This window comes from Mycobacterium sp. SMC-17, assembly GCF_045310915.1.
Taxonomy (GTDB): domain Bacteria; phylum Actinomycetota; class Actinomycetes; order Mycobacteriales; family Mycobacteriaceae; genus Mycobacterium.
Genome location: NZ_JBJIAK010000051.1, coordinates 1 through 20,358 on the forward strand (window position 1 = coordinate 1; position 20,358 = coordinate 20,358).

Here is a 20,358-nt window from a genome sequence, read left to right on the forward strand (position 1 = left end):
CACCGACACGGCCTGAACATCTCCGCCCACCTCAGCCCCGTCCCCGAATTCCCACCACCCCAGGGGACTTAGCCCTGTCGCGCAGCCCTTTCCACGAACAATGACGCAGCCCGCGACCAGGAACGTACTCGCGGTATGCGACCTCACCGACATACTGCGGTTCCACCCAATTCCACCCGTCTTCTGGCGCGGCTGCCGCGGCAGCCGCAGAACGGCCAATCGTGATCAGCATCTGATAGAGCCGCCGGCGCTCTGCTGCGCTGAATCCCGTGCCGACCTCACCGACAACCGTCAGGCCACCGTCTGAACCCCGCCCAGCAAGCAACAGATTGCCGATCTGCCCGCCTCCGCCTGGGCCACCACGCTGGGACCAGCCAACAATCGCCAGTTCGCAGGTGCGCCGAATCGGAGTCTTGATCCACGCCCGTGACCGCCCCGAAACATAAACGGAGTCAATCCTTTTGGCCACTACGCCTTCAAGGCCCTGCTCCTGCGCGATCGCGAGCATGGCGCTCGGTGCGACGTCTGTCCACGAGGGAGGCACAACCAGCACAGGGTGAGCCGAACCGGCCCCGAGGCCTTCCAGGAGCTCACGCCGCTGCCGGTATACCAAACCGGTCACATCGCGCTCATCCAGCGCGAGCACGTCGAAGGCGAGAAACCGGACCGGTACCGATCGAATCAGCGCAGCAGAAGGGCGACGTCGCATTGGCCAACGTTGCTGCAGTCGACTAAAAGACGGTCGACCCATTGGGTCAAGTACCACGAGCTCGCCATCGAGAACAGCCTGCCGGCCGGCCAACGCATCACGTAACCCGTCGAGCTCGGGAAAGGTCGACGAGGCATTTACCAAGTTGCGGGTGTAGACATCGACCCCAGACGCGGCGAGCGAAACCAGTGATCTGAAGCCATCCCACTTGACTTCTGTTGCCCAGGCTGGTCCTACTGGCGGTTCCCCGAGCGTGGGGAGCATCGGCGGCGGCGGAACGGCCCGACCCACTTGCTGGGCACTCATTACGTCCGAAATCTCAGGTCTGATCTACGCGATGGAGGCGCGTGATCACCACGAACCCCCCACCCGCCGGGGCGAATTGGGAACTCTAGGGCACCCTTGCGCTGCAATCGAATCGGCTGTGGGTTTTTGGTCACCGAATACGCCGGGCCGGCGACACTAGGCACCTTGGAAGCCAAGTTTCTTGAACCAGGCTACGAGGCCGAATATCCCGGTAGCGATGGCTAGGAATGCGGTGATGAGGCCCCAAAAGTGGGTTGTCTTATAGATCTTGGGTTTCTGGCAATCAACCCCAGGAATCGGCTCGGCGGGTGCGGAGGTCTGGCCATCCCTGGCTTTCAGGCATTGTGCGCCCACAGCGATGCGGCTTTCGACGAGTTGGTGAACCTTGTCTATTTGCGCTGGGCTGAGGTTCGGCGCTTGGAGCAGAGTGGTCGGTTCATCAGCCCAGGCAGCAACAATATTTTGCGGGGTTTGTGTTGAGGCGACGCCGCTTGGGGTGGCGAGGAAGGCATTGCCCGCTCCCGACAGTGCCGCCGCGAGTGCAACAATTGCTGTTCCTGCAAGGGCTTTCGACTTGCGCGCCTTCCTGAAGGTGTCTGTCCCGGTGTAGCGTCGGGCAGCGACGTTAGTACCCCAGGAATACTTGTCGTAGTCAGACTTGCTGATGTAGATGCCCTCGTGCTCGGCGGCCGCGTCCTGGCCGTAGCGTGACTGGCCTTTGAGCTCCAGGCCGCTCTTGCCGTCGTTGTTGCTGAGTACGAGTTTGTCGTCGTCGCTCAACAGTGATTCGACCACTGGCTTCCCGGCGTCTCCCTTGTTCACCACGATATGGATGCGGCCATCGCCGACCTGTCCAGACTGGCTCACTGCGGGCCAGGACCGCCCGCCGGGCGGACTGATCAGTGCCCGCGCGCGCCGCTCCTTGATCTTCTTGCCGAAGACCGGCAGTTTTTCAATATCCATTTATGCCCTCTTGCATGGCGAGTTCGCATGCCGTGGCGAGCAGCCAGACGGCCGGATGCAGCAACAGGGGGTGGCGAATTTCCCATGGTGGTTTCAATTCACCGAGAAACAAATGGCCAGGGTCCTCTTCGAACTGCTCGCCGGCCAGCTCGTAGGCCATCACCAGCGCACCGGCCAGAGCTGTGCGCATGTCCTCGTCGTACTCTCTGCGGAGCATCCGGCCGGCGAAGGCGCTGCGCACAAGTGCACTCATTGCGGCGATGTCAGTAGCGCTGACATTGGTCGGCCCTGCGGACTTGGTGCGCCCGCGGAGCCGGTCGATCACGCCGGCGAGGTTGGTGACCAAGTTGGGCTCGTCGGGGGCGGGGTTGATTTTCAAGGCAGAGCTAGAAGGTTCGGGGTGCGCATCGAGAATCCGGTTGACGGCAGTACCGATAACCGTGCTGGTGTAGTCGGAGAGCCGGCGTGTAAAGAGCTGGCTCGCCAACACCGCCTCGAAGCCGATGATGGGGTTGTCGGTGATGACATCGGACACTGCGGTGCCATGCCGGCACTTCGCGCATTCGAAAACCCCATAGCGCGTCCCATGCCACGCGCACGCCCAGACTGAGCATTTCGAGCAGGTTCCGACTGTTGCGTTGATTTTTCCGCGCGCGACTGGTTCGTGCCGCTCAGGAAGCAGGGAGCCGTGGAATTGGCAGATGTAGCACGTTCGGCTCGGCAATCGCTGCAACTGCAGTAGTCGGTCGTTCAGCGCCATTCGATCACCCGTCCGATGCTGTCGGTGCGCACTCTCCGGATACGCACGGTAGTCGCCCACCAGCGAAAGCGGCCTGGTTTCGCTGCAGTCAGAATGCACGCTCAAAAGTCGCGCCGGTCTGACTTCGAGCACCCAGTGTCACGAGACGGCACCGCTAGCCAGCCCGTCTCGATCGCCTTGGGGCGTGGACGGCCGGCGCGCCACCCTCGCCCCGGAAATACTGCACTGGGCACCCCTGAGCCGGTCTTATCGTTGATGCATGACTTTCCCCCGCGCTGGCGCGCCGTACCAGCCGCCGATCACGCCGTTCGCGGGTTGGACACGCAAGGGCAAGAACGGTCTGCTGGCGCCGCTGGAGTCAGCGCCGCACGTGGGCGCGTTCGCCCCTCCCGGAACGGGTAAAAGTCGTCGCTGGCTGGCGCAGAGCGCGATCTTGTGGCCTGGCTCGGCGGTGGTGTCCTCAAGTAAAGACGACCTCATGCAGATGGTGGCCTCGCGCCGTCCGGGCAAGAGCGCATTGATCGACCTGCGCCCGATCAATGCGCCGTTCTACCCCAAAGATTTCGTGTCGATGGCGTTCGATCCGACCGCGTCGATCACCTGCATGGACGACGCGGAGGCGCTGACAAAGAGCCTGTTGAGTACGACGTCGATTTCCCTGTCAGGCAGTACTTTTCGCACCGGTGGCGACAATGGTCCGTGGAATGAGTTGGCCTTTGCACCGTTGACTTGCCTGCTGTACGCGGCGAGCCCGCGTGGAACCGGGCAGGGTATCCGCTGGGCGGTGGAAGGCGCTGAGAACGTGGAGAAGCTGCCTCAGGGCGGTGCTCCGCACCAACTGAAGTTCAGCCCGGGTTGGGCTGCTGCCGCGATCTGGACCGAGGACCCGCTGTACCTGGCACGGGTGGAGTCTGTGCTGGATATGGATGCCAAACAACGGGATTCGGTGAAAATGACCGTGACGAAGGTTCTGACGGCGTGGTTGATGACCGCGCGTCATGACCGCGATCTGCCGGCATTGGATCTGTCGTTCCTCGATGAGCCCGGCAGCACGTTGTACCTGCTGACCCCGGCAGACGGGGCGGTGGCCGTCCAGGCGATCGTGTTGTTCGATCAGTTGATCGACCGCCAGCGACGCAAGGTGGCCCAATGGGAGCAGTTCAGCCGGCTCGGCATGTTCCTCGACGAGATCACCAACACGCCGATCCCGCGGTTGCCGCAGTACCTGGCCGAGTCGCGCGGCCTGGGATGCCATATCTGCTATGCCTGCCAGGCAGGAGCACAGCTCGACGCGATCTATGGGCCGTTGCAGGGCAAGGCTATTCGCGCCGTGACCCCGGCAACGCTGATCATGTATGGGTCCCACGAGCACGACATCATGGAGTCAGCGGCGTTCTGGGCGGGCAAGGCCACTCGAAGCCAACAATCGTATGACCACAATGGGGACAACAAGAACACCAACCGGCATTTCGGTAACGCGTTGGAGGGCGCCGAATTGATGCCCCGGAGCCGCGATGAGGCGCGATTGATCCCGCGCGGTGAGCCCGGAGAGATGGTCGAGCTCATGGATTTCGACGATTTCATCGTGTACTTGGACGAGTTGCGCAGCGCCGCAGCGAAAAGCCGGGAAGTCCAATCGCGGCGGCAGAACCTCAAGTCCGTCTGATCGGCTTCGCCATTGCCGTTCCCCGGCCCCGGTCTGCGTCGAGTTGGGGCCGGGCACAGCCGGCCGACGGGCTGCCCCAGGAGCGGAAAAATAGTGCACAGAGCCATCTTTGGCGGCCTTAGGGTTGTTATATGGCAATTCCCGCGCACCCGCAGGTCCCACCGGACCGCTACGACGATGTGCGCCGCGAATGGATCGAATTCCACCAAGGGTGGTCCACCATTCAGCGACGCCGCGCCGAACAGCTCGGCCGGATTGTGCGCAAACGCCAGCGGATTCAGACCTCGGCGGTACCCAATCCGCACGACGACACCCGCATCGACCCGCTGTGGATTCGGGCTAACAAATCCAACGCCTCGAAAGTTGAGTTGGCGATCGTCCTGACTGCGTTCGCCATCGCCCCGATCGGCTGGGTGGGAGGCTGGGTGCTCAAAAAGGTTTTCACGCAGTTGATTCCGCAGACTCTGCGGGGATACCCGATCGCGGCGCTGCTGTGGTCGGGCGTCGGCCTGGGTGTACTCACGCTGGGCGTCTACCAGCTGGTGTACGACCCTGCCGGCTCGTTCGCGCAGATCGCAGTGCTGCCGTGGCTGTGCCTGCAACTGGCGGCGGCGCCGGTCGCGGCGGCCATCTGGGGGATCGCCGAAGGATGGCTCGCAGTGGCGGGCAGTCACCAGTGGTGGCCGTTGACCCCGGTCAAGCGGGAACTAAACGCCGAGGACGCTGCTGCGGTGCTGGGCGGCTACGACCTGACTGGCCCGGCGATCGTCGACGCGATGCCGCTCAACCAGCCCGGCCAAGGGTCACGCCCGTGAACGCAATCGCGACGGCTACAGACGTAAAAGGCGGCACAGCAACGGTTTTAGCCCCATTATCCGGTGCGTTGGGAATCGACAATGCCGGCGGCGTAGGCCGTGCGCAGGGCTTTGTCGCTGAGTTCGGCCGCGAGGTTTTCACGGACATCGCGCAGGCCGTCCAGGGCGTACTCCACCTGAGCGATGCGCTCGTCGACCTGCTCGACAAGGCGCTCGATCACCTCGTCGGGGCTGACCTCTCGCAGCGCGCGGCCACTGCCGCGGCGGCCTTCGGCGGGAGTGAGCGAATTGGTCACACTCAGTGGTTGGCCACCAAGCAACGTCACCGCCGCCGACCCGGGGTGCCAGCCCATGGTGGCATCCAGACGCGCCAGCACCGCCACGGTCGGCCTTCGCTGGCCGTCGAGCCCGCGCAGTTTGGTCAGCGTGTCGCGGGCGGGTCCTCCACGGCGGGTGACCTCGTCCTTGGACATGCGCAGCTGGCCGATTCGTTGCTCGACGAAGTAGATCAGTCGGTCAACACCATCCACGGGAGCGCTCATTCCTCGGACATTACCGCACCTAAAGCAGGTGCTCGGCAATCAATTTCGGATCACGACCGTGCGTTACATCAAGTAGGGAGGGCCGCCGCATGAGGCTGGTGTTGTCGATTCTGTTCATGGGCATGCTGACGTTGGTTGCAGTGCTACTGATGGTCGTCGAGGCCGTCCTGAAGTTGCTGCCGCTGATTGTCGCAGTCCTGTTGGTCTGGGTAGCGGTCCGTGTTGCAGGTCGCCGGCGCCGGGCTCCGGCCCGCGCGGCGCAGCCCGTGCCGCCGCGCCCGAGTGCCGCGGTCCAGCCCGCCGTGACCCGCCCGGTCGCGGCGGCACCGGCGGGCGGTTGGGTCATGGTTCCGGTGTGGATGGGCCCGAACGTCGCACAGCCCGCCGTGATCGACGCCGAGGTGATCGAGCAGGACGGTGCCCCGCGTGTCTGACGTTGATGACCTGTCGGCCCAGTCGGCGCACCGGTTCGCCGCGAATCTGTGGGGCGATGAACCGTCACCATTGGCCTTGGCGACCCGCGACGAGTCCGAAAGCGACCTCGAGCACGACGATGCGCCAGTAGACCTTGACGGGCCGGCAGCCGAGGACGATCCCGGGCTGTCGCCCACCGGTGCGCCTGAGGATCAGCCGGCGGCCGTAAGCAAGAACGCCGGTGCCTGGCGCACCGCGGCCTGGCTCGGATCAGGGGTGGTCCTGGTCGCCGTGTTTATTGTGTTGGTGTTCAGCGTCTTTGGCGGCGGCCCGGAACCGACACCGGTGCCGCAGCACATCTCGCCGGTGTCACCGGTGGCGGTCTCACCAGCACCGAGCACCGCCAATGTTGCTGTACCCCAGCACGACGTGGCGATACCGTTCGCCGCGAAAACCTCCAGCTGCGATGAACAGGGCTCCACATCGCCGCAGGCGTTGACGGATGCGTCCAGTGATTCAGCGTGGGTGTGCAACCGCGGGCCACAGGAGTCACGGCTGGATGGTCAGATTCTGCATGTCAAGTTCACCTGCTCGACGTCCCGGCCGGAGTCCAACTGCTCCTACATGCTCAACTCGGTATCGCTGAGTCCCGGGTGGCTCGCGAAAACCACTGGCGGCAAGGATCATTGGCTCGAACACCGTGTGGTGACGAACCTTCAACTGAACTTCTTCAACGGCGACCAGCTGGCGGCCGATCCCGTGCCTGTGGACACCCACAGTGTGCACGGCATGGTCACGGTGACCCTCCCGCAAAAGGTGCTGGCCTCCCGCGTCGATGTGATGATCTTGCACACCGCACCCCCGCCGGCGACGCCACCGGCGGGGGTGGACCCCAACGTCCCGGGCGGGGGACAGGACCCGTTCAATCCGACCGGGCCGGTGGCCGGGGTCGGTGCTGCCCCCGACCCGACTGGCGGTGCCCCCGCCGATCCCATGGGCGCACCTGATGCGAACCCGGGCAGTGACCCCGTGGACGCCACCTTCGCAATGAGCCAGATGCAGTTCTTCGGACACGCCCCCAACTAGGACACTCATGACTATCGCCAATCCTTTTGCCAACGTGGAGGTTTCACGCACGTGGCAGCGCCGCATCGGCACGGCTAGGAGCCGCGCCCGCTCCATCTGGATGGCCACGCTGACCGTGGCGGTGCTGGCCTGCGTGCCCGCGGCCTTGAACGTGTACTTCGCCGAGCATCACCCCGACAACGTCGATGTGGCCAAGATCGCCAGCCAGGTCAACAATCGGGCCCTGGCTGCCGGCGGGCTGGCCCGGGAGTTTGTGCGGGCGTTTCTGACCACGCCGGTCGACCAGCGCGCCGTCCTGCGGCATTTTCTGACCTTCGGCGATCCGACCGGCGCACCGGGTGCGGTACCCGGCCTGGCCGCCGCCGGATCGGGCGCGAAGCAGCCGCCTCCGGCGGTCGTTGACTCCGCCGTGGTCTGGTCGGTGATCCCCGCCGGATCGGTCGGGGGAGCGGACCTGTACGGCACGGTCATCATGGTCAGCCAGCGACCGTACGCCTCGGCCGACGCGGTCACCGCGTTCTATCGAGTTCCGGTGTCCATCTATAGTTCTCAGCCCCGCGCGATGGACTGGCCGGCCCCGGCGAACGACCCGGGCCCCGGCGCCGACATCAAACTGTCCTACGAGCACCCGGTGCCGGCGAACAGTCCCATGTCGTCGGTGATCAGTGGCTTCGTCACCCAGTTCCTCACCTCCAACGGCGGCCTGGACCGCTATGTGTTGGCCGACTCGGGTCTTCGCCCGATCGGGGGGTACCAGAGCGCCACGGTGACCGCGGCCACGGTCAGCAGCGACGTCCCGAACAACGCCGCCCCGGGCACGCGCATTCATGTCCGAGCGTTGGTCTCAGCCCAGACAACACAATTTGCCAGCGTGCCATTCACGTACTTTCTGACGCTCGAAAATAGTGGCGGAACCTGGATGGTTGCGGCCATAGACTTAATTCCACAAGTCGACGCCGAATCAGGCGCTTCCGCTGCCGGGTCAAACCGCTGAAAACCGCGAATTCAAGGAGCAATCGACCATGAATCACACCGCATTCACTGCCGGAGCGCAGTTGGCCACGGCCGCCGGGGACCACCACATCCTGGCCAACGGATTCTTCTCCAGTGGCTACAACATTGGCTACACCTGCATCGGCGCCATCGCCCTGGTCTCGCTTGTCATGGGCTCGGCGAAAACCGTTGGCAAGCAGAGCAAAGAAGGCTCAGGGGCCGGTATCACCCACCAGATCGGCACCATCGTGCTGGCCGTGATCATCCTGCTGTCCTGCGCCATCGCCGCCGGGATCGTCTACGAGATGCAACGAAACGGCGTCCGAAACTCGGTGCCGGTGACGAATCCCTTCGGCACCAGCAACGGGTTCGGGCAGTAGCACCATGGCCGACGACGCACCGGCGAAGGTCTATTCCGATCAGCGCGATGTCACGATCGTCCTGGGCGAATCTGACGGCTTCACCCTGCCATTCAGGGACAACTGGCGCGCCCCGGACGCCATCGCCGGTGTCGTCGGCACCCTGGGCACCTTGACGGCGGTCACGCTCAACCTGTACAGCGGCCACGCCGTGGCGATCCTGATCATCGGCGCGGCCCTGACCGTGGGCTCAGTCCTCGCGCTCGCCAAATTGCCGCAAGCCCGACCCACCATGTCCACCCGGCTCGCATGGTGGTGGGAGAACACCCGACCCACGGTGTCCTGCTCGCACCGTCAGGACCCAAAGAAGGCCCCCATCAATGACTTCCAACGCTTCCAGCGCTGACGGCCCTCTGGGTGTCATCGGCAACCTCCGGTTCACCCAGAACGGCGTTTACGCCGATTACCTGCTGTCGGGTCAGCCCTTCATCTTCTTGTCGAAAGACTGGCAGAACGCCGTCGCAGACGTTCACGCGGATCTTCTCAGGACACTGCCGTCAGGCCCATTGATCAGCGGGCTGACCACCGCGGTCGCTCCCCGCAACATCAAGCGGCGGATGCTTTACGCCCACCACGACCTGGACCCCACCGATGAACGCCAGGCCCACCACCTGCCCGAGCACACCATCGCCTGGGTCAACCACTGCGAGTTGTGGGCCCCGGAGATCGCCCGCGGGAAATCGCGGCGACGGGTGTACTGGCTGAGCCTGCCCTTGGACTATGGCCAGAGCGGCACGACGACGGCCGGCCGCTTCCAACGCGCCTGGGAGACTGTCATCGGCCGCGACAAGGACAGCGACACCTCCATCAACCACTACCGGACGGTAGCGGCGGATATGGTCCGCAAACTGCCCCCGTCACTGTTCGCCAAACCCGCCTCGGCGGAACAGATTTGGTGGCATTGGAACTACACCGCGAGTTGCGGGGCCTGGCCTCATCCGATGCCCAACGTTCCCTATAACCCGAACGCCGAGTTGCCCGGAAGTGCGTTCACGCGCGTCTGGTTCGATCAGTCTGCCGCCGAGCTGCGCGGCCGCCGCTGGCGCGCAGCGCGCACCGACTCCGACGTGTTCGTGCGTACCTACCGCGAGCGTGGGGAGTCGATCCCCGACTCCTATCAAGCCCTGATCGGCATTGAAGGATTTCCCGACACCGGCATCAAATGGCCGCACGCCACGTTGTTCAAGCTGCTCGATGACCTCAGCACCGCCGATGTGACCCTGGACTGGCTGCTGCATCTGACCTTTGATTCGGCAGAGCAGGCGGTGGAGACCGCCCACCAGGTCATCACCAACATCAAAGACCAAGGCCGCCAGCGCGGCCGCCGCGCCAACAACGACGACGAGTTGGTGCGCAAACTCGCCTCCGGCAAAGAACTGGCCTCCGAGCTCAAACGCGGCAGCGCCGAGCGCGGCGTCAACCCGGCGGTGGTGCTGCGCGCATCGGGGACCAATCCCGACCGGGTGAATTCGGTTCTGTCGGAGGTTATTCGGCGATACCGTGGCCAGAACCTACGGATGCAGCGGCGCCCCGGCAGCCAGAAGTCGCTGTGGCGGGCATTCAATCCGGGCACCGAAAGCACCGCCCGGCTGCATGAAATCCGCAACCCCTCGACCACGGCGCGATTCGCGAAATTTGTTCCACTGCTGTCGAATAAGATCGGCAACAACGTCGGTGTCCCGCTGGGGATGAACATCACCACGGGCGGTTTACCCGACCTGGTGCTGCTCGATCTGTTGGGCGCACCGGGCCGGCAGAACCCCGCCAACCTGGTCATCGGCGGGTCGCCCGGCCGGGGCAAGTCCCAGTGCAGCAAGAATCTCGAACGTTCCTGGCTGAGAATGGGCGCCGGCCTCCATCTGCTCGATCCGACCTCCGCCCGCGAACATCAGCGGGCGCTCGCTGATTTCCCGGATGAGAAGAAGACGATCATTGATCCGAGAAATCCTTTGTTCAGCCTCGATTCATTGCGAATATTCCCCGATACGGACATTGTTCGCACCGACGATGTGGAAATTATCGATGCCGGTGAACGCGCAGTAGATTGTTTGCTACCACTTATGGGCTTCGGTCCGATGAGTGTGCAGGCATCCCGGCTCAAAGCAATTCTCGCGCCCGGCTCCCGCGCCGCCAACGGAATCGGAAGTAGCAACCAGCTGATCAGGTATCTGAGCGACCGCACCCGCGCCGACCGACTCGGGGTCGACGATGATCTGCTGATCGCGCTGGAAGGCTTGCGGGCAGAACGCCTGCTGCGGCCGCTGTTCGATGAAACGCTGGGCCTTCCTGACCTTGATCGGCAGCTGGTCATCTGGAATTTCGGCGGCCTCAAGCTGCCCGACGTAACCGAGGAATACCAGGCGCACCTGCACCACATGACCACCCCGAGCCAGCGTGCCGCGGTCGCCCTCTACGGGCTGGCCTCTGACCTGGCGCAGCATGTGTTCTTCAACCGCCGCACCCCGCAACCGGATGTGTTGGTGGTGGAGGAATGCGCTGCCTGGACCCACTCACCGGGCGGGCAGAAGACCGCGAATCTGATTATCCGCCAAGGCCGTAAAGCCTGGACCGGATTCGTGGGCATCAGTCAGAACCCCAAGAAGGACTTCGGGGTCCTCGAGGACGAGTTCATCGACCAGCGGCTGTGCCTGGGCTTCAAGTCGGCCGCGATCGCTGAGGAGACCCTGCGCTGGTGCGGCCGGGACGTCGACCGCCACCCGAAGCTGCTGGCCGACTATGTCAACAACACCAGCCCCGTACAGATGGCCGACCACGGTGACGATTCGATCGACCCACAGCACGGCAAGGTGATTCCGGGACGGGAAGGCGAAGCGTGGTTCCTCGACGAGTTCGGCGGCTTCGGCAAGGTGCGGCTGTTCAACGCACCTAACCGCGCCCTGTCCGAACAGTACGACACTAACCCGGTGCGCGAGCGTGCGCGTAAGCAGGCCATCTGATGCTCGCCGAAGCCAAAGCCTGGCTGGACCTGCACCCTCGCATCGGCCGCCCGGTGAAAGTCATTGCCCTGACACAGCTGTTGTCGATGATGGCGGTGGGCGCGGCCCCGCACGCCGCCGCATCGACCTCGGCCGGAGTGCTGAACTGGACGGGGCTCAAATGCTCCTACGGTGTTCCGATCGGGGACTATTCGCTGGCTTTGGCCAGCGTCCGGGATCAGCTGCTGGAAGCCGGCCCTGAAGGATCGGCGATCGACCCGTCCACGTGGATGGCCTGGATGATGCATGCCTTCGACGTGCTGGCCACCTTCCTGGGCGCCTCATCGCTGCTGTCGGGCCTGATTGGCTTGGCCATCACGATTTTCGCGCTCGGCCTGTGGGTGATGAAGCTGACGGTGTCGAGCTACTGGCTCACCGTTATCGGCACGATCGCCCAGGCCGTCACCACGGCGGTGATCGACGTGACGACCAGGTGGGGGCTGGTCATGCTGACCGTCCCCCTCGGGGTGGGTATCGGCGTCATGACCTTGCACCGAGGCGAGCGCGGCCGCGGCTGGATGCAGATTCTGTTGGCGACCGCCATTCCCGCGCTGTCGGTCGCGGTGTTCGCCAACCCGTCCGGAATGATGTACGGACCGGACGGACTGCTGCAGTTCGGCCGCAAAGTCGGTTTCAGCGTGGGCCAGGTCGCCACTCACGGCCACGCCATCGCCGGCGGCGGATTCGCCGGGCAGATTGATACCCTTACCTCGAGCTTGATCACCCACGCGGTACGAGAACCGTTGGAAGTGTTCAACTTCGGGCATGTCGTAGATCGCGTCGGTGGCTGCGGGAGCGCCTACACTCGCGCCTTGATCTCGGGCAGCCAGTACACCGATCCGGTCGAGGCTATGAAGGCATGCGGCGACAAGGCCGCGGTGTCGTTCGCCCAACACCTCGACGGCGGCAACATCGGCGGCGCATTGATTCTGCTCGTCGCTCTGACCTTGCTGTCCTGGTTCTTGGTGTCCTCAGGCTGGTCGGTTCTCAAGGTGTCGGTCAAGGCGATCTACACCACCGCGATCCTGCTGCCGACCTTGTGGGCCGGCGGCATCCCGGGTGCCCCGCAGCGCCGCGCGATCAGCGAAGTATGGAAGTTCTTCAAGTTCGGCATCGAGGTCACCGTGTACATCGTCTACGTCAGTGTCATTGGCCTGGCCGTCGAGCGACTGATCACTCAACCCCTGCCGGCCGAGTTGGGCGGCACCAACCCGTTCGCCCACCTGGTGATGATGGCCGCCGCGTCCATGGTGGCCCTGTATCTGCTGCGGGTGCTGCGCGCCGACCTGGAGAACCGGCCACCAGGGCGTGGGGTGTTCGGGCGGGCCACGGATGTGGCGCTCGGTTTGGGCATGCACGCCGCGGTCGGCGGGGTGGGTACGGCCGCGGTGGGCGGCGCCGGCTGGCTTGGAAGCAAACTCAAAGGGGCACGCTCCCTGCCGTGGGAGCAGGAGCTTGAACAACGCGCCGGCGCTGGCGGCGAGGAAGTCCATGGTGCGCCGGCAGCTGGGTTCGATCCCGTGACCTCGGATCACTCCACCGCCGAGCCAGGCGTTGATGGAACGGCCGCGGGCCCGAATGTGATCGGCGGCGCGGCTGGCGGCAGCGCACCGCCTGCTGGCACCACGGGCGGCGGGGCGACGCCGATCGCCGCGCCCACAGGTCAGGGCGGCGGATTCGACCCCGTCAACGCTCTCGCCAACCAGGCCAACGACCTGCGTGAACGCAGTCCCCGAGGCCGCCGGCGCGACGCCGATGCCGCCCAGGCCCAATGGGGCGAGCTCGCCGGCGGCGTCGGCCACCAGCCGGTATGGACCGGCCCCGCTGCGGAGGCAGGCGGGTTCGATCCGATGGCCGCGATGGGCGATCTCGGCCTGCATGAGGACATTCCGTTCCCCGACGAACCGCCGCCAGATGACGGTCATCTGCCGCCGCCAATCGACGACGGACCCAGTACCGTCGATCCCATCACTGGCCCATAGCTCAGGAGACCACCGTTGACGTCGCCGATCGAACAGCGCCGCGCGTTTGACCTCGCGCTCGCCCGATTCCAGAACCGAGACATGGCCGCCGCGCGAGATGAATTCAAGCGGATCACCGAGGTGGCGCCGGCCATGTCCGATGCGTGGCTGGGTCGCTTGGCCGCCGGCGATCACAGCCTGCCGGCGCTGGCGGGCGCACACGAGAATTCCCGCGCGCTTTACCGCGAAACCAAGCGGCTAGGCATCGGAGACGGGGAGCTGCAGGCCCTCGTCCCGTCGCCCCTCTGGCTCAACATTCAGGTATGGAATCGCGCCAGCATCGCACTCGCCTACGCGAGCCGCTTGATCGCCGCTGGTCAATACGACCAGGGGCTGGCGGTGCTCAACGAACCGGCCCTCGCCGACGATCCGTGGCCGCAGATGTGGCGCCAATTCCTCATGGCCACTTTGTATCACCGCACCGAACGGTGGCCTGACCTCATCGCGGCCACCGAAAGCTGCCCGCCCCGCACAGCCACCTACGTCCATGACGAAACACTGGCGGCAACGCAGACGCTGCGAGCGATGGCGAGCGCGCGATTGGCCCTGTACCAACAGGCGCTGGACATCATCAAAGACATCCGCCAGCCCACGAACCCCGACGTGGCCGCGAACATGGCGCTCACCAAAGGGTGGTGCTTGCGCGCAATCGGCGACGAAGCTGCCGCCGCGGAAGTGTTCAACACCGCGGTGGTGGACGGCCAGCTGATCTGGGAAGCGCGCGACGCGCTGGCACACGCGGACTACCAACTGGTGACCACCGACGCCGAGACCATCGCGACCCGCACCAATCGGTGGGACCCGCAGACCGAGACCAGCCGCGAGGTCCGCGCGGCCGCCGAACTCGGCGCTGAGCGTGAGCTACGCCTGAAGGCGGCTCAGGAAACCATCGACAGCCTGATCGGCCTGGAAGACGCCAAGGAACAGATTGCGGTGTGGCGCACCGAAATCCAGATCGAACAGCTCCTGGCCGAGCAAGGCGAGTCCATCGGGTCGAGCAACGAGAACCACATGGTGTTCCTCGGCCCGCCTGGCACCGCCAAAACCACCTTTGCCCGCGTGGTGGGGGAGGTCCTGTTCGGCCTCGGAAAGATCCGTCGGCCGGACGTCAAAGAGGTCACCGAGGAAGACATCGTGGTCGGGTACGTCTCACAGACAGCCGCGAAGATGAAAGAAGTCTGCGAGGAAGCCCGCGGCGGCGTGCTGTTCATTGACGAGGCGTATCGGCTGGTGCCAACCACTGAAGGCCATTCCTTCGGCAAGGACGCCATCAACACCCTGCTCAAATACATGGAGGACTTCCGCGAGGACCTGGTAGTCATCGTGGCCGGCTACCCCAAGGAGATGCAGGACTTCCTGCGCGCCAACGCCGGACTGGCCAGCCGCTTCCATTTCAGCTTGACCTTCGCCAGCTACAGTCCAGATGAAATCGTCGCGATCGGCCAACATATTGCCGCCAATGAAGGCTTAGCGGTGGCGGCCGGTGCGTGGGATCTGCTGCGTACCAGGGCATCTGAGTTGCGGGCTCAACCGTACGAGAGCGGCACCATGCTGGACCTGGCGGGCAACGGCCGATATGCCCGAAAAGTCGTGGTGGCATGCAAGCGCGAACGGGCTCGCCGGCTGCATCGGGCTGCGCCCAACCCCGTCGAGCTGCAGCAGTTGGTTCGTACCGACCCCGACGTCCTCAAAGTGACGGCCGATGACATGCGCGCCGCGCTGGCCGCCTCCGAACCCACGCAGCCGGACCCCGCCGCCATCAACCTCGCTGGTGAAGCACACGGCCGGGCCTAGCCCGGCAAATCCGGCTAGTGCCGAGGATCCCCGAAAATTGGCGTCGGGGACCCTCCAGCCGCCATTTTACGATTGATCCATGGCGGATCACACCGGACCGAATGCCACTGACCTGCAGGAACTGAGCAACGCCCACGACCGCGCTGTCGACGACATCGGCGTTCTGGCCGGCGCGCCGATGATCCCCGGTCCGCCGAACCAGGCAACCTCAGCCGCGGTCGCGGAGGGCAACCGACTCATTGAAGCGCTGGGCGCCGAATTCGCCAGCAGTTTGACGGCGCGCAGCGCTCAAATCAGACAGTCTGCTGGGGCCTTGAGTCGCAGAGACCCGTCAGTAGTCCCTCAAAGGGATGCTCATGACCACAAACCTGGCGGCGGTTGGTCCTGAGGTCGGAAGTTCGGTCGGAACAGTTGAAGGCCGTAGATTGATCGCGAATTTCGGCCGGGAAGCGGCTCAGCCGCGCATATTCGCGAATGGGAGACGCCCGTAATGTGAGCGGAAATCAGCGAGCATCTTCGTCTCGATCTTCGTGGCGTCGGCGTCGGCGGTGACCCGCCAGCCGACGAGTAGTTCGGTGTGATCGGTGAGCTGCCAAATGCGACGGCCACCCGAGTGGGCGATCGGCGCGCCTGCACCGAACTTGCGGAACTCATCGAGCCGTGTGCGCAGATGACGCTTACCGTCGGCGCTGAGATTGGCCTTGCCGATGTAGATGACCCGTTCGCCGGGCACCCACAGGGCATGTAGCTGCGCGACGGCGACGGTTGGGTCTTTTCCCTTGAAATGCCCGGCAGGCGACACGTCGAGGAATTTCGGTGAGTCATCACTGGGCCGCACGACGACGTACACACCAGGCTCGGTCGGCACGCCGGCGGTGGGCAGCTGCTCGAACGGGACCCAGCCGGTGAACCCGCTCAGATCAATCGGACCGGTCATACCGTCGTGAAGCCCCACTCGATCGCGCGAGCGAGGCGACGCTCGTAGTGTTCGCGCACCGAAAGGGGGCGGGTCATGATGAAGTACGGGTGTTGCGGAAACAGCAGATACGGCAATTCTGGCGGGTCGACCCGACGTGCGCGCGGCACCCGGAACGGCCAACTCAGTTGTCGCGCTTCGGGATACACCTGTAGCAGAGCCGCTTTCGCGAATTTGCCGACGCCGATCACCAGGCGCGGTTGAACGATGTCACGCAGCTCAGCGCGTAGGAACGGTAAGCAATTCGCGCTTTCATGCGGGTGCGGGTCACGATCGTCGGGCGGGTGACAGTGAATGGAGTTCGTGATGAACAGGTCGGTCTTAGCGACGCCGGCTTGCTGGAAACAGCGATCAAGAACGCGCCCGCTGCCGCCGTAGAAGGGCTCTTGCTGTTTCATGCAAGCGCGACACAGCGCCTCGCCGACGATCGCGACAGGCGAATCGATTGAGCCGAAACCGGGCGCTGATTCGGTCACGTGGGGCTCGTTCAAACGGTCGGGGTGAACGCATTTGCGGCACGCCTTGATCTTGCGGTCGAGGTCGGCCTTTCGCCGGTGCCGGCTATCAGTCGTCATGACAGCTGTCTCCGGTTGTCGGGCCGGCTCAGCTTGCCGGCTTGCATCACTCGTCAGACCATACTTGCTGCGCGAGTACAACCGGCTACATCCGAGGCAACCCCCTGCAAATCGCAGCGCCTGTTGCGTTGCGCGGACCGGTGAGAGGCGGGCAGCGGCGCTTAGGGGATGATCATTGACATGGGCGTCAATGATCATCCGGCAGCGCCACAGGCGTTCACCACATTCAGGGTGCCGAGCAGGCTCCTCGAGGTCGTCCTGATGTTGATTGTGGCGGTGATTGGGCTACACACGCTGTGGGAAGCGGCGACCGCGACCGGTTCATTCTCCGAGGCCTCCGGCCTCGTCCGCGCCGCGGTGGTCGTGGGCGTTGGCTACCTGGCGGTGCGATCTGCACGGGCTGGGTTGGAGCGTTGGCGCCAGGGGAGCGGGATCGGCCCGGCGATCGAGCGAATAGAGCAGTAGCGGATATGGCCAACACGCTGATGAACGCCGTCACCCTGTTCGCCCCGAAAGTGCACTACGCCAGCACATTTGACAGTCAGTTTGACGCGATGACGACATGGCGGGCGAACCTTGAATGCGGCTGCGCTGGTGGCACCGGCGATGGGGATGCGCCACACGTTTTCGCCGGGTACGCCGAATTCATGAACATCAACATTGGTCAGCACCCGATCGCAGATCTGCTCGACTCTTTGTCGGAGGACGCTCTGGCCTTCGAGGAGCTGTTTGAGGGCGACGACGTCGCCCCGCCATTGCAGGATCAGTTCGACGACGTCCCGATCCACCGGGTCATGATCATCACCGCCGTCGAGATCGCAGAGCCACTACGAGGGCACGACCTCGAAGCGTGGCTGGTCGCCGAGATCATCGCCCGAATGGCCAGCCCCATCGACACTTTGGTGCTGCTGCACCCGCACGCACTAGGCCCGCACGCCAGCAGCGCAGCTGATCCCACCTTCTATTGGCAGCGATGCGGCCTCACCCCCGTCGAGCACCAGCCGCATTTCCTCTGCGCCACAACCGCTTACACTCACCTTCCGAACGCCAGGAACCTGCTGAGCCCGGTGGGCGATGTACAGATCACCGTGCCGGCCGCTCTGATCCGTGTGGAGCGTCCGGATAGCCCTCGGCACACGATCATGACCGGCCCGCAACCGCAGCCAGTCGGTTTGCGGCTCGTCCGCGACTGACACCGCCATGCACAATGAGCGTCATGACTGACGTACCGGGCCTGTCGGAGCGGCGGCCGCCGGCCCGCCGCAGCGACGACAAAGTCAATGACTTCACCATCTTGGTACGGGTGCCCGGAAACCCTTCAGCCGTCCGCGCGTTCATAGCAGACCAGGCCGGCGAGGCCGCCGATTACGCCGCCGCCAACGGCGGCGTCATCGAAGACCTCCCGGAGTAGTTCAGTTCCGAGTAGGCCGACGCGCCAAATCCTGGACGGATCAGCTAGCCATTGCGCCAGCGGCTACCGTAGCGCCGTGGTAACCGCCGCCCCGACTCTGTCGAGCACCTGCGCAGGCTGGGTTAGCGCCGCCGGATTCACGATCGGCACTCTCGACGATGCGACCACGCTGCGGCCCTCAACGGGCGTCGGCACGAGCTGGTACCAGATCCGCGACCGCGGCCAAGGTCGCGTCGAGCTGACCCAGATCGACGCAGATGGTGACGAGTACTGCGAGCTGTTCGCCGCGGGCATGGATGTCTTGGAGCGCTACATGATCGGCCTGTTTGTTCTATAGCCACTGACTTGTTGTTGCTATGCTCGCTCCACCCTCGGGCTGGGAGCCAACATGCAGACATGGTCGGTGGTTCGCTACGACATCAACGTGCTCGCTCACGGTTGGCCGACGGAGATCACGGGCCCGATTCCTGACATCGGCGACGTGTTGTCGCGTTGGAAAGACGTTGATGGACAGCGCTTTCTCATACGCAGCGACGGGTTTGTCGATGTTCGAGTCAACGCGTTCTTGGCTTCCGCTCGGATGCGAGTGCTTGCGAGTAACACAAACCGTGACTACGCACAGTCGCTGTGTTTGTGGCTGAACTTCTTGCAGACCAGTGGACGCGTGTGGTCTGAAGCGACCGAGGAAGACACAGAGGATTTCGAGTTCTGGAGGCGCACCGACCCGAACAATCTGACTCCTGTTGGCGCTTCGGCTTTTTCGAAGGATATTGCGGCGTGCAAGAAATTCTATTCGTGGGCCGCGGAGCGGTTCGCAGATGTCGTCGACATCTTCCTGTCCGTTGATTCGCCGCCGTCTAAGCGGTCGGCCAGAGTTCGATGGCTCGATCCTGCCGCGGTAGATCGTTGGCGCGATGTTGGGTTGCGTGGCCGGGATCTTCGGGGCCACAGGGACCGATCGTGCCGCACCCGCAATGAGCAGCGCGATGTCGCGTTTTTCGACGGACTGTATGGAACGGGGTTACGGCTGTCGGAATGGGCTTCGGTCACGATCGATGAACTTCCAACACTGGGTGTCGACCGGCCCTTCTATAAGTGTCACTTGGCCGACAAATGTGCCAAGGGTGGCTATGGCCACCCGTATTGGATGCCGCGGCACGTGCTGGCGGGGATTTGTGCGTATGTGGAGGGTTCCAGGGCCCGGGCTGTTCGCGGCGCCCAAGAGAGCGGTCGCTACGCGCAACTGGGCGACGCGATCGTCGTGGGCGTCGCGAAGCGACCAGGAACGGTAAGACTGCCCGACGGTAACGGTGGATTCATCGACCGCGCTTGGAACACGACCGGTCCAGCGTTGCGCCGCAGGCTATTTCGCCGCACGCAAGCTGGTCTGGAGCCATTGTGGTTGTGGCTGAACGAAAATGGTCTCCCGCGCGACGCGCACGGATGGCACCACACGTTCGCTGCAGCGAACGATCGTATCGCCGCACTGGGTGTGGAGAACTTCACCTGCACACCGCATATGCTGCGGCACTCCTTCGCCCTGCGGTGGTTCTCCATTGGGAAACTGGTCTATTCCTCGAGACTCGGTCACCTCTCAGAGGAGGAGGCCCGTGATTTCCGAGTCCAATTCGGTGATACCTGGCACCTGGTGCAGACGATGTTGGGGCACCGGCATGTCGAAACTACCAGGAACGTCTACCTGGAACCCTTCCGGGCGCTCGACGTCGAGGTGTTGCTTGCGCAGACCCAGGGCTTACCGGTGGCGGGATTGATGGCCGAACTTTTCGGCGGCCACGCAATGGTCCTCGGAGACCCGGTGGCGCGCAAATGAGTCGGCGTGGTCGCGCCGCTCGGCTTCCCGAACCAGCACACGCAACACCGCGCGGTGTTCTCGCCGACGGAACGACGGTCC

At 64.3% G+C, this 20,358-nt stretch carries 22 protein-coding genes; 16 read left to right on the forward strand and 6 right to left on the reverse strand.

Annotated features, from left to right (window positions below):
• Positions 1-31: 31 nt before the first annotated feature.
• The 3 genes from ligD to ACJH7A_RS24855 all read right to left on the reverse strand — a co-directional run bounded on the left by ligD (position 32) and on the right by ACJH7A_RS24855 (position 2,513).
• Entirely contained in the window at positions 32-973 is a 942-nt protein-coding gene (ligD, locus tag ACJH7A_RS24845; RefSeq protein ID WP_406802869.1) for a non-homologous end-joining DNA ligase, read from the reverse strand.
• Between the two features lie 198 nt (positions 974-1,171).
• Positions 1,172-1,978, reverse strand: coding sequence for a hypothetical protein (locus tag ACJH7A_RS24850; RefSeq protein WP_406802870.1), 807 nt, complete (start codon positions 1,976-1,978; stop codon positions 1,172-1,174).
• Complete coding sequence (locus ACJH7A_RS24855) at positions 1,968-2,513, reverse strand: hypothetical protein (RefSeq protein ID WP_406802871.1); 546 nt, start codon at positions 2,511-2,513, stop codon at positions 1,968-1,970. Before ACJH7A_RS24855 ends, ACJH7A_RS24850 begins: the two co-directional genes overlap by 11 nt.
• Before the next feature lie 484 nt (positions 2,514-2,997).
• On the opposite strand from ACJH7A_RS24855, the gene ACJH7A_RS24860 reads away from it, so the two are divergent.
• Together ACJH7A_RS24860 and ACJH7A_RS24865 are read left to right on the forward strand one after the other, a co-directional pair.
• Entirely contained in the window at positions 2,998-4,404 is a 1,407-nt protein-coding gene (locus ACJH7A_RS24860; protein ID WP_406802872.1) for a type IV secretory system conjugative DNA transfer family protein, read from the forward strand.
• 131 nt (positions 4,405-4,535) lie between these two features.
• On the forward strand, positions 4,536-5,219 hold the full coding sequence (locus tag ACJH7A_RS24865; protein ID WP_406802873.1) for a hypothetical protein: 684 nt from the start codon (positions 4,536-4,538) through the stop codon (positions 5,217-5,219).
• A gap of 56 nt (positions 5,220-5,275) precedes the next feature.
• On the opposite strand, the gene ACJH7A_RS24870 is transcribed toward ACJH7A_RS24865, so the two are convergent.
• Positions 5,276-5,761: a hypothetical protein gene (locus ACJH7A_RS24870; protein WP_406802874.1), complete on the reverse strand. Its 486-nt coding sequence runs from the start codon at positions 5,759-5,761 to the stop codon at positions 5,276-5,278.
• Positions 5,762-5,850: 89 nt separating this feature from the next.
• On the opposite strand from ACJH7A_RS24870, the gene ACJH7A_RS24875 reads away from it, so the two are divergent.
• The 9 genes from ACJH7A_RS24875 to ACJH7A_RS24915 all read left to right on the forward strand — a co-directional run bounded on the left by ACJH7A_RS24875 (position 5,851) and on the right by ACJH7A_RS24915 (position 15,872).
• Complete coding sequence (locus ACJH7A_RS24875) at positions 5,851-6,195, forward strand: hypothetical protein (protein WP_406802875.1); 345 nt, start codon at positions 5,851-5,853, stop codon at positions 6,193-6,195.
• Positions 6,188-7,261, forward strand: coding sequence for a hypothetical protein (locus ACJH7A_RS24880; protein ID WP_406802876.1), 1,074 nt, complete (start codon positions 6,188-6,190; stop codon positions 7,259-7,261). The genes ACJH7A_RS24875 and ACJH7A_RS24880 overlap by 8 nt, the downstream gene beginning before the upstream one ends.
• Before the next feature lie 7 nt (positions 7,262-7,268).
• The gene (locus ACJH7A_RS24885) at positions 7,269-8,255 is read left to right on the forward strand and encodes a conjugal transfer protein (RefSeq protein WP_406802877.1); all 987 of its coding nucleotides are present in this window, start codon (positions 7,269-7,271) and stop codon (positions 8,253-8,255) included.
• A 28-nt stretch (positions 8,256-8,283) separates the two neighbouring features.
• On the forward strand, positions 8,284-8,634 hold the full coding sequence (locus tag ACJH7A_RS24890; protein ID WP_406802878.1) for a hypothetical protein: 351 nt from the start codon (positions 8,284-8,286) through the stop codon (positions 8,632-8,634).
• Positions 8,635-8,638: 4 nt separating this feature from the next.
• A complete protein-coding gene (locus ACJH7A_RS24895) occupies positions 8,639-9,019 on the forward strand; it encodes a hypothetical protein (protein WP_406802879.1) in 381 nt (126 codons plus the stop codon).
• Positions 8,994-11,630 (forward strand): ATP-binding protein, encoded by a 2,637-nt coding sequence (locus ACJH7A_RS24900; RefSeq protein WP_406802880.1) that lies wholly within the window; start codon positions 8,994-8,996, stop codon positions 11,628-11,630. The genes ACJH7A_RS24895 and ACJH7A_RS24900 overlap by 26 nt, the downstream gene beginning before the upstream one ends.
• Positions 11,630-13,651 carry a hypothetical protein gene (locus ACJH7A_RS24905; RefSeq protein ID WP_406802881.1) on the forward strand — a complete coding sequence of 674 codons (2,022 nt, stop codon included), beginning with the start codon at positions 11,630-11,632 and terminating at the stop codon, positions 13,649-13,651. Before ACJH7A_RS24900 ends, ACJH7A_RS24905 begins: the two co-directional genes overlap by 1 nt.
• A 15-nt stretch (positions 13,652-13,666) precedes the next feature.
• A complete protein-coding gene (locus ACJH7A_RS24910; RefSeq protein ID WP_406802882.1) occupies positions 13,667-15,484 on the forward strand; it encodes an AAA family ATPase in 1,818 nt (605 codons plus the stop codon).
• Between the two features lie 79 nt (positions 15,485-15,563).
• Positions 15,564-15,872, forward strand: a complete 309-nt coding sequence (locus tag ACJH7A_RS24915) for a hypothetical protein (RefSeq protein WP_406802883.1) — start codon at positions 15,564-15,566, stop codon at positions 15,870-15,872.
• Between the two features lie 66 nt (positions 15,873-15,938).
• On the opposite strand, the gene ACJH7A_RS24920 is transcribed toward ACJH7A_RS24915, so the two are convergent.
• Together ACJH7A_RS24920 and ACJH7A_RS24925 are read right to left on the reverse strand one after the other, a co-directional pair.
• Positions 15,939-16,421 carry a hypothetical protein gene (locus tag ACJH7A_RS24920; protein WP_406802884.1) on the reverse strand — a complete coding sequence of 161 codons (483 nt, stop codon included), beginning with the start codon at positions 16,419-16,421 and terminating at the stop codon, positions 15,939-15,941.
• Positions 16,418-17,035, reverse strand: a complete 618-nt coding sequence (locus ACJH7A_RS24925; protein WP_406802885.1) for a uracil-DNA glycosylase family protein — start codon at positions 17,033-17,035, stop codon at positions 16,418-16,420. The genes ACJH7A_RS24920 and ACJH7A_RS24925 overlap by 4 nt, the downstream gene beginning before the upstream one ends.
• Before the next feature lie 168 nt (positions 17,036-17,203).
• Between ACJH7A_RS24925 and ACJH7A_RS24930 the strand changes: the two genes are divergently transcribed.
• From ACJH7A_RS24930 to ACJH7A_RS24950, 5 genes are all read left to right on the forward strand, one after another.
• A complete protein-coding gene (locus ACJH7A_RS24930; RefSeq protein ID WP_406802886.1) occupies positions 17,204-17,500 on the forward strand; it encodes a hypothetical protein in 297 nt (98 codons plus the stop codon).
• Positions 17,501-17,505: 5 nt separating this feature from the next.
• Positions 17,506-18,228 (forward strand): hypothetical protein, encoded by a 723-nt coding sequence (locus tag ACJH7A_RS24935; RefSeq protein WP_406802887.1) that lies wholly within the window; start codon positions 17,506-17,508, stop codon positions 18,226-18,228.
• Positions 18,229-18,251: 23 nt separating this feature from the next.
• Entirely contained in the window at positions 18,252-18,446 is a 195-nt protein-coding gene (locus ACJH7A_RS24940) for a hypothetical protein (RefSeq protein WP_406802888.1), read from the forward strand.
• A gap of 76 nt (positions 18,447-18,522) precedes the next feature.
• A complete protein-coding gene (locus tag ACJH7A_RS24945) occupies positions 18,523-18,783 on the forward strand; it encodes an Imm61 family immunity protein (RefSeq protein ID WP_406802889.1) in 261 nt (86 codons plus the stop codon).
• Positions 18,784-18,834: 51 nt separating this feature from the next.
• Positions 18,835-20,277 (forward strand): site-specific integrase, encoded by a 1,443-nt coding sequence (locus tag ACJH7A_RS24950; RefSeq protein WP_293023789.1) that lies wholly within the window; start codon positions 18,835-18,837, stop codon positions 20,275-20,277.
• The last annotated feature ends 81 nt before the right edge of the window (positions 20,278-20,358 follow it).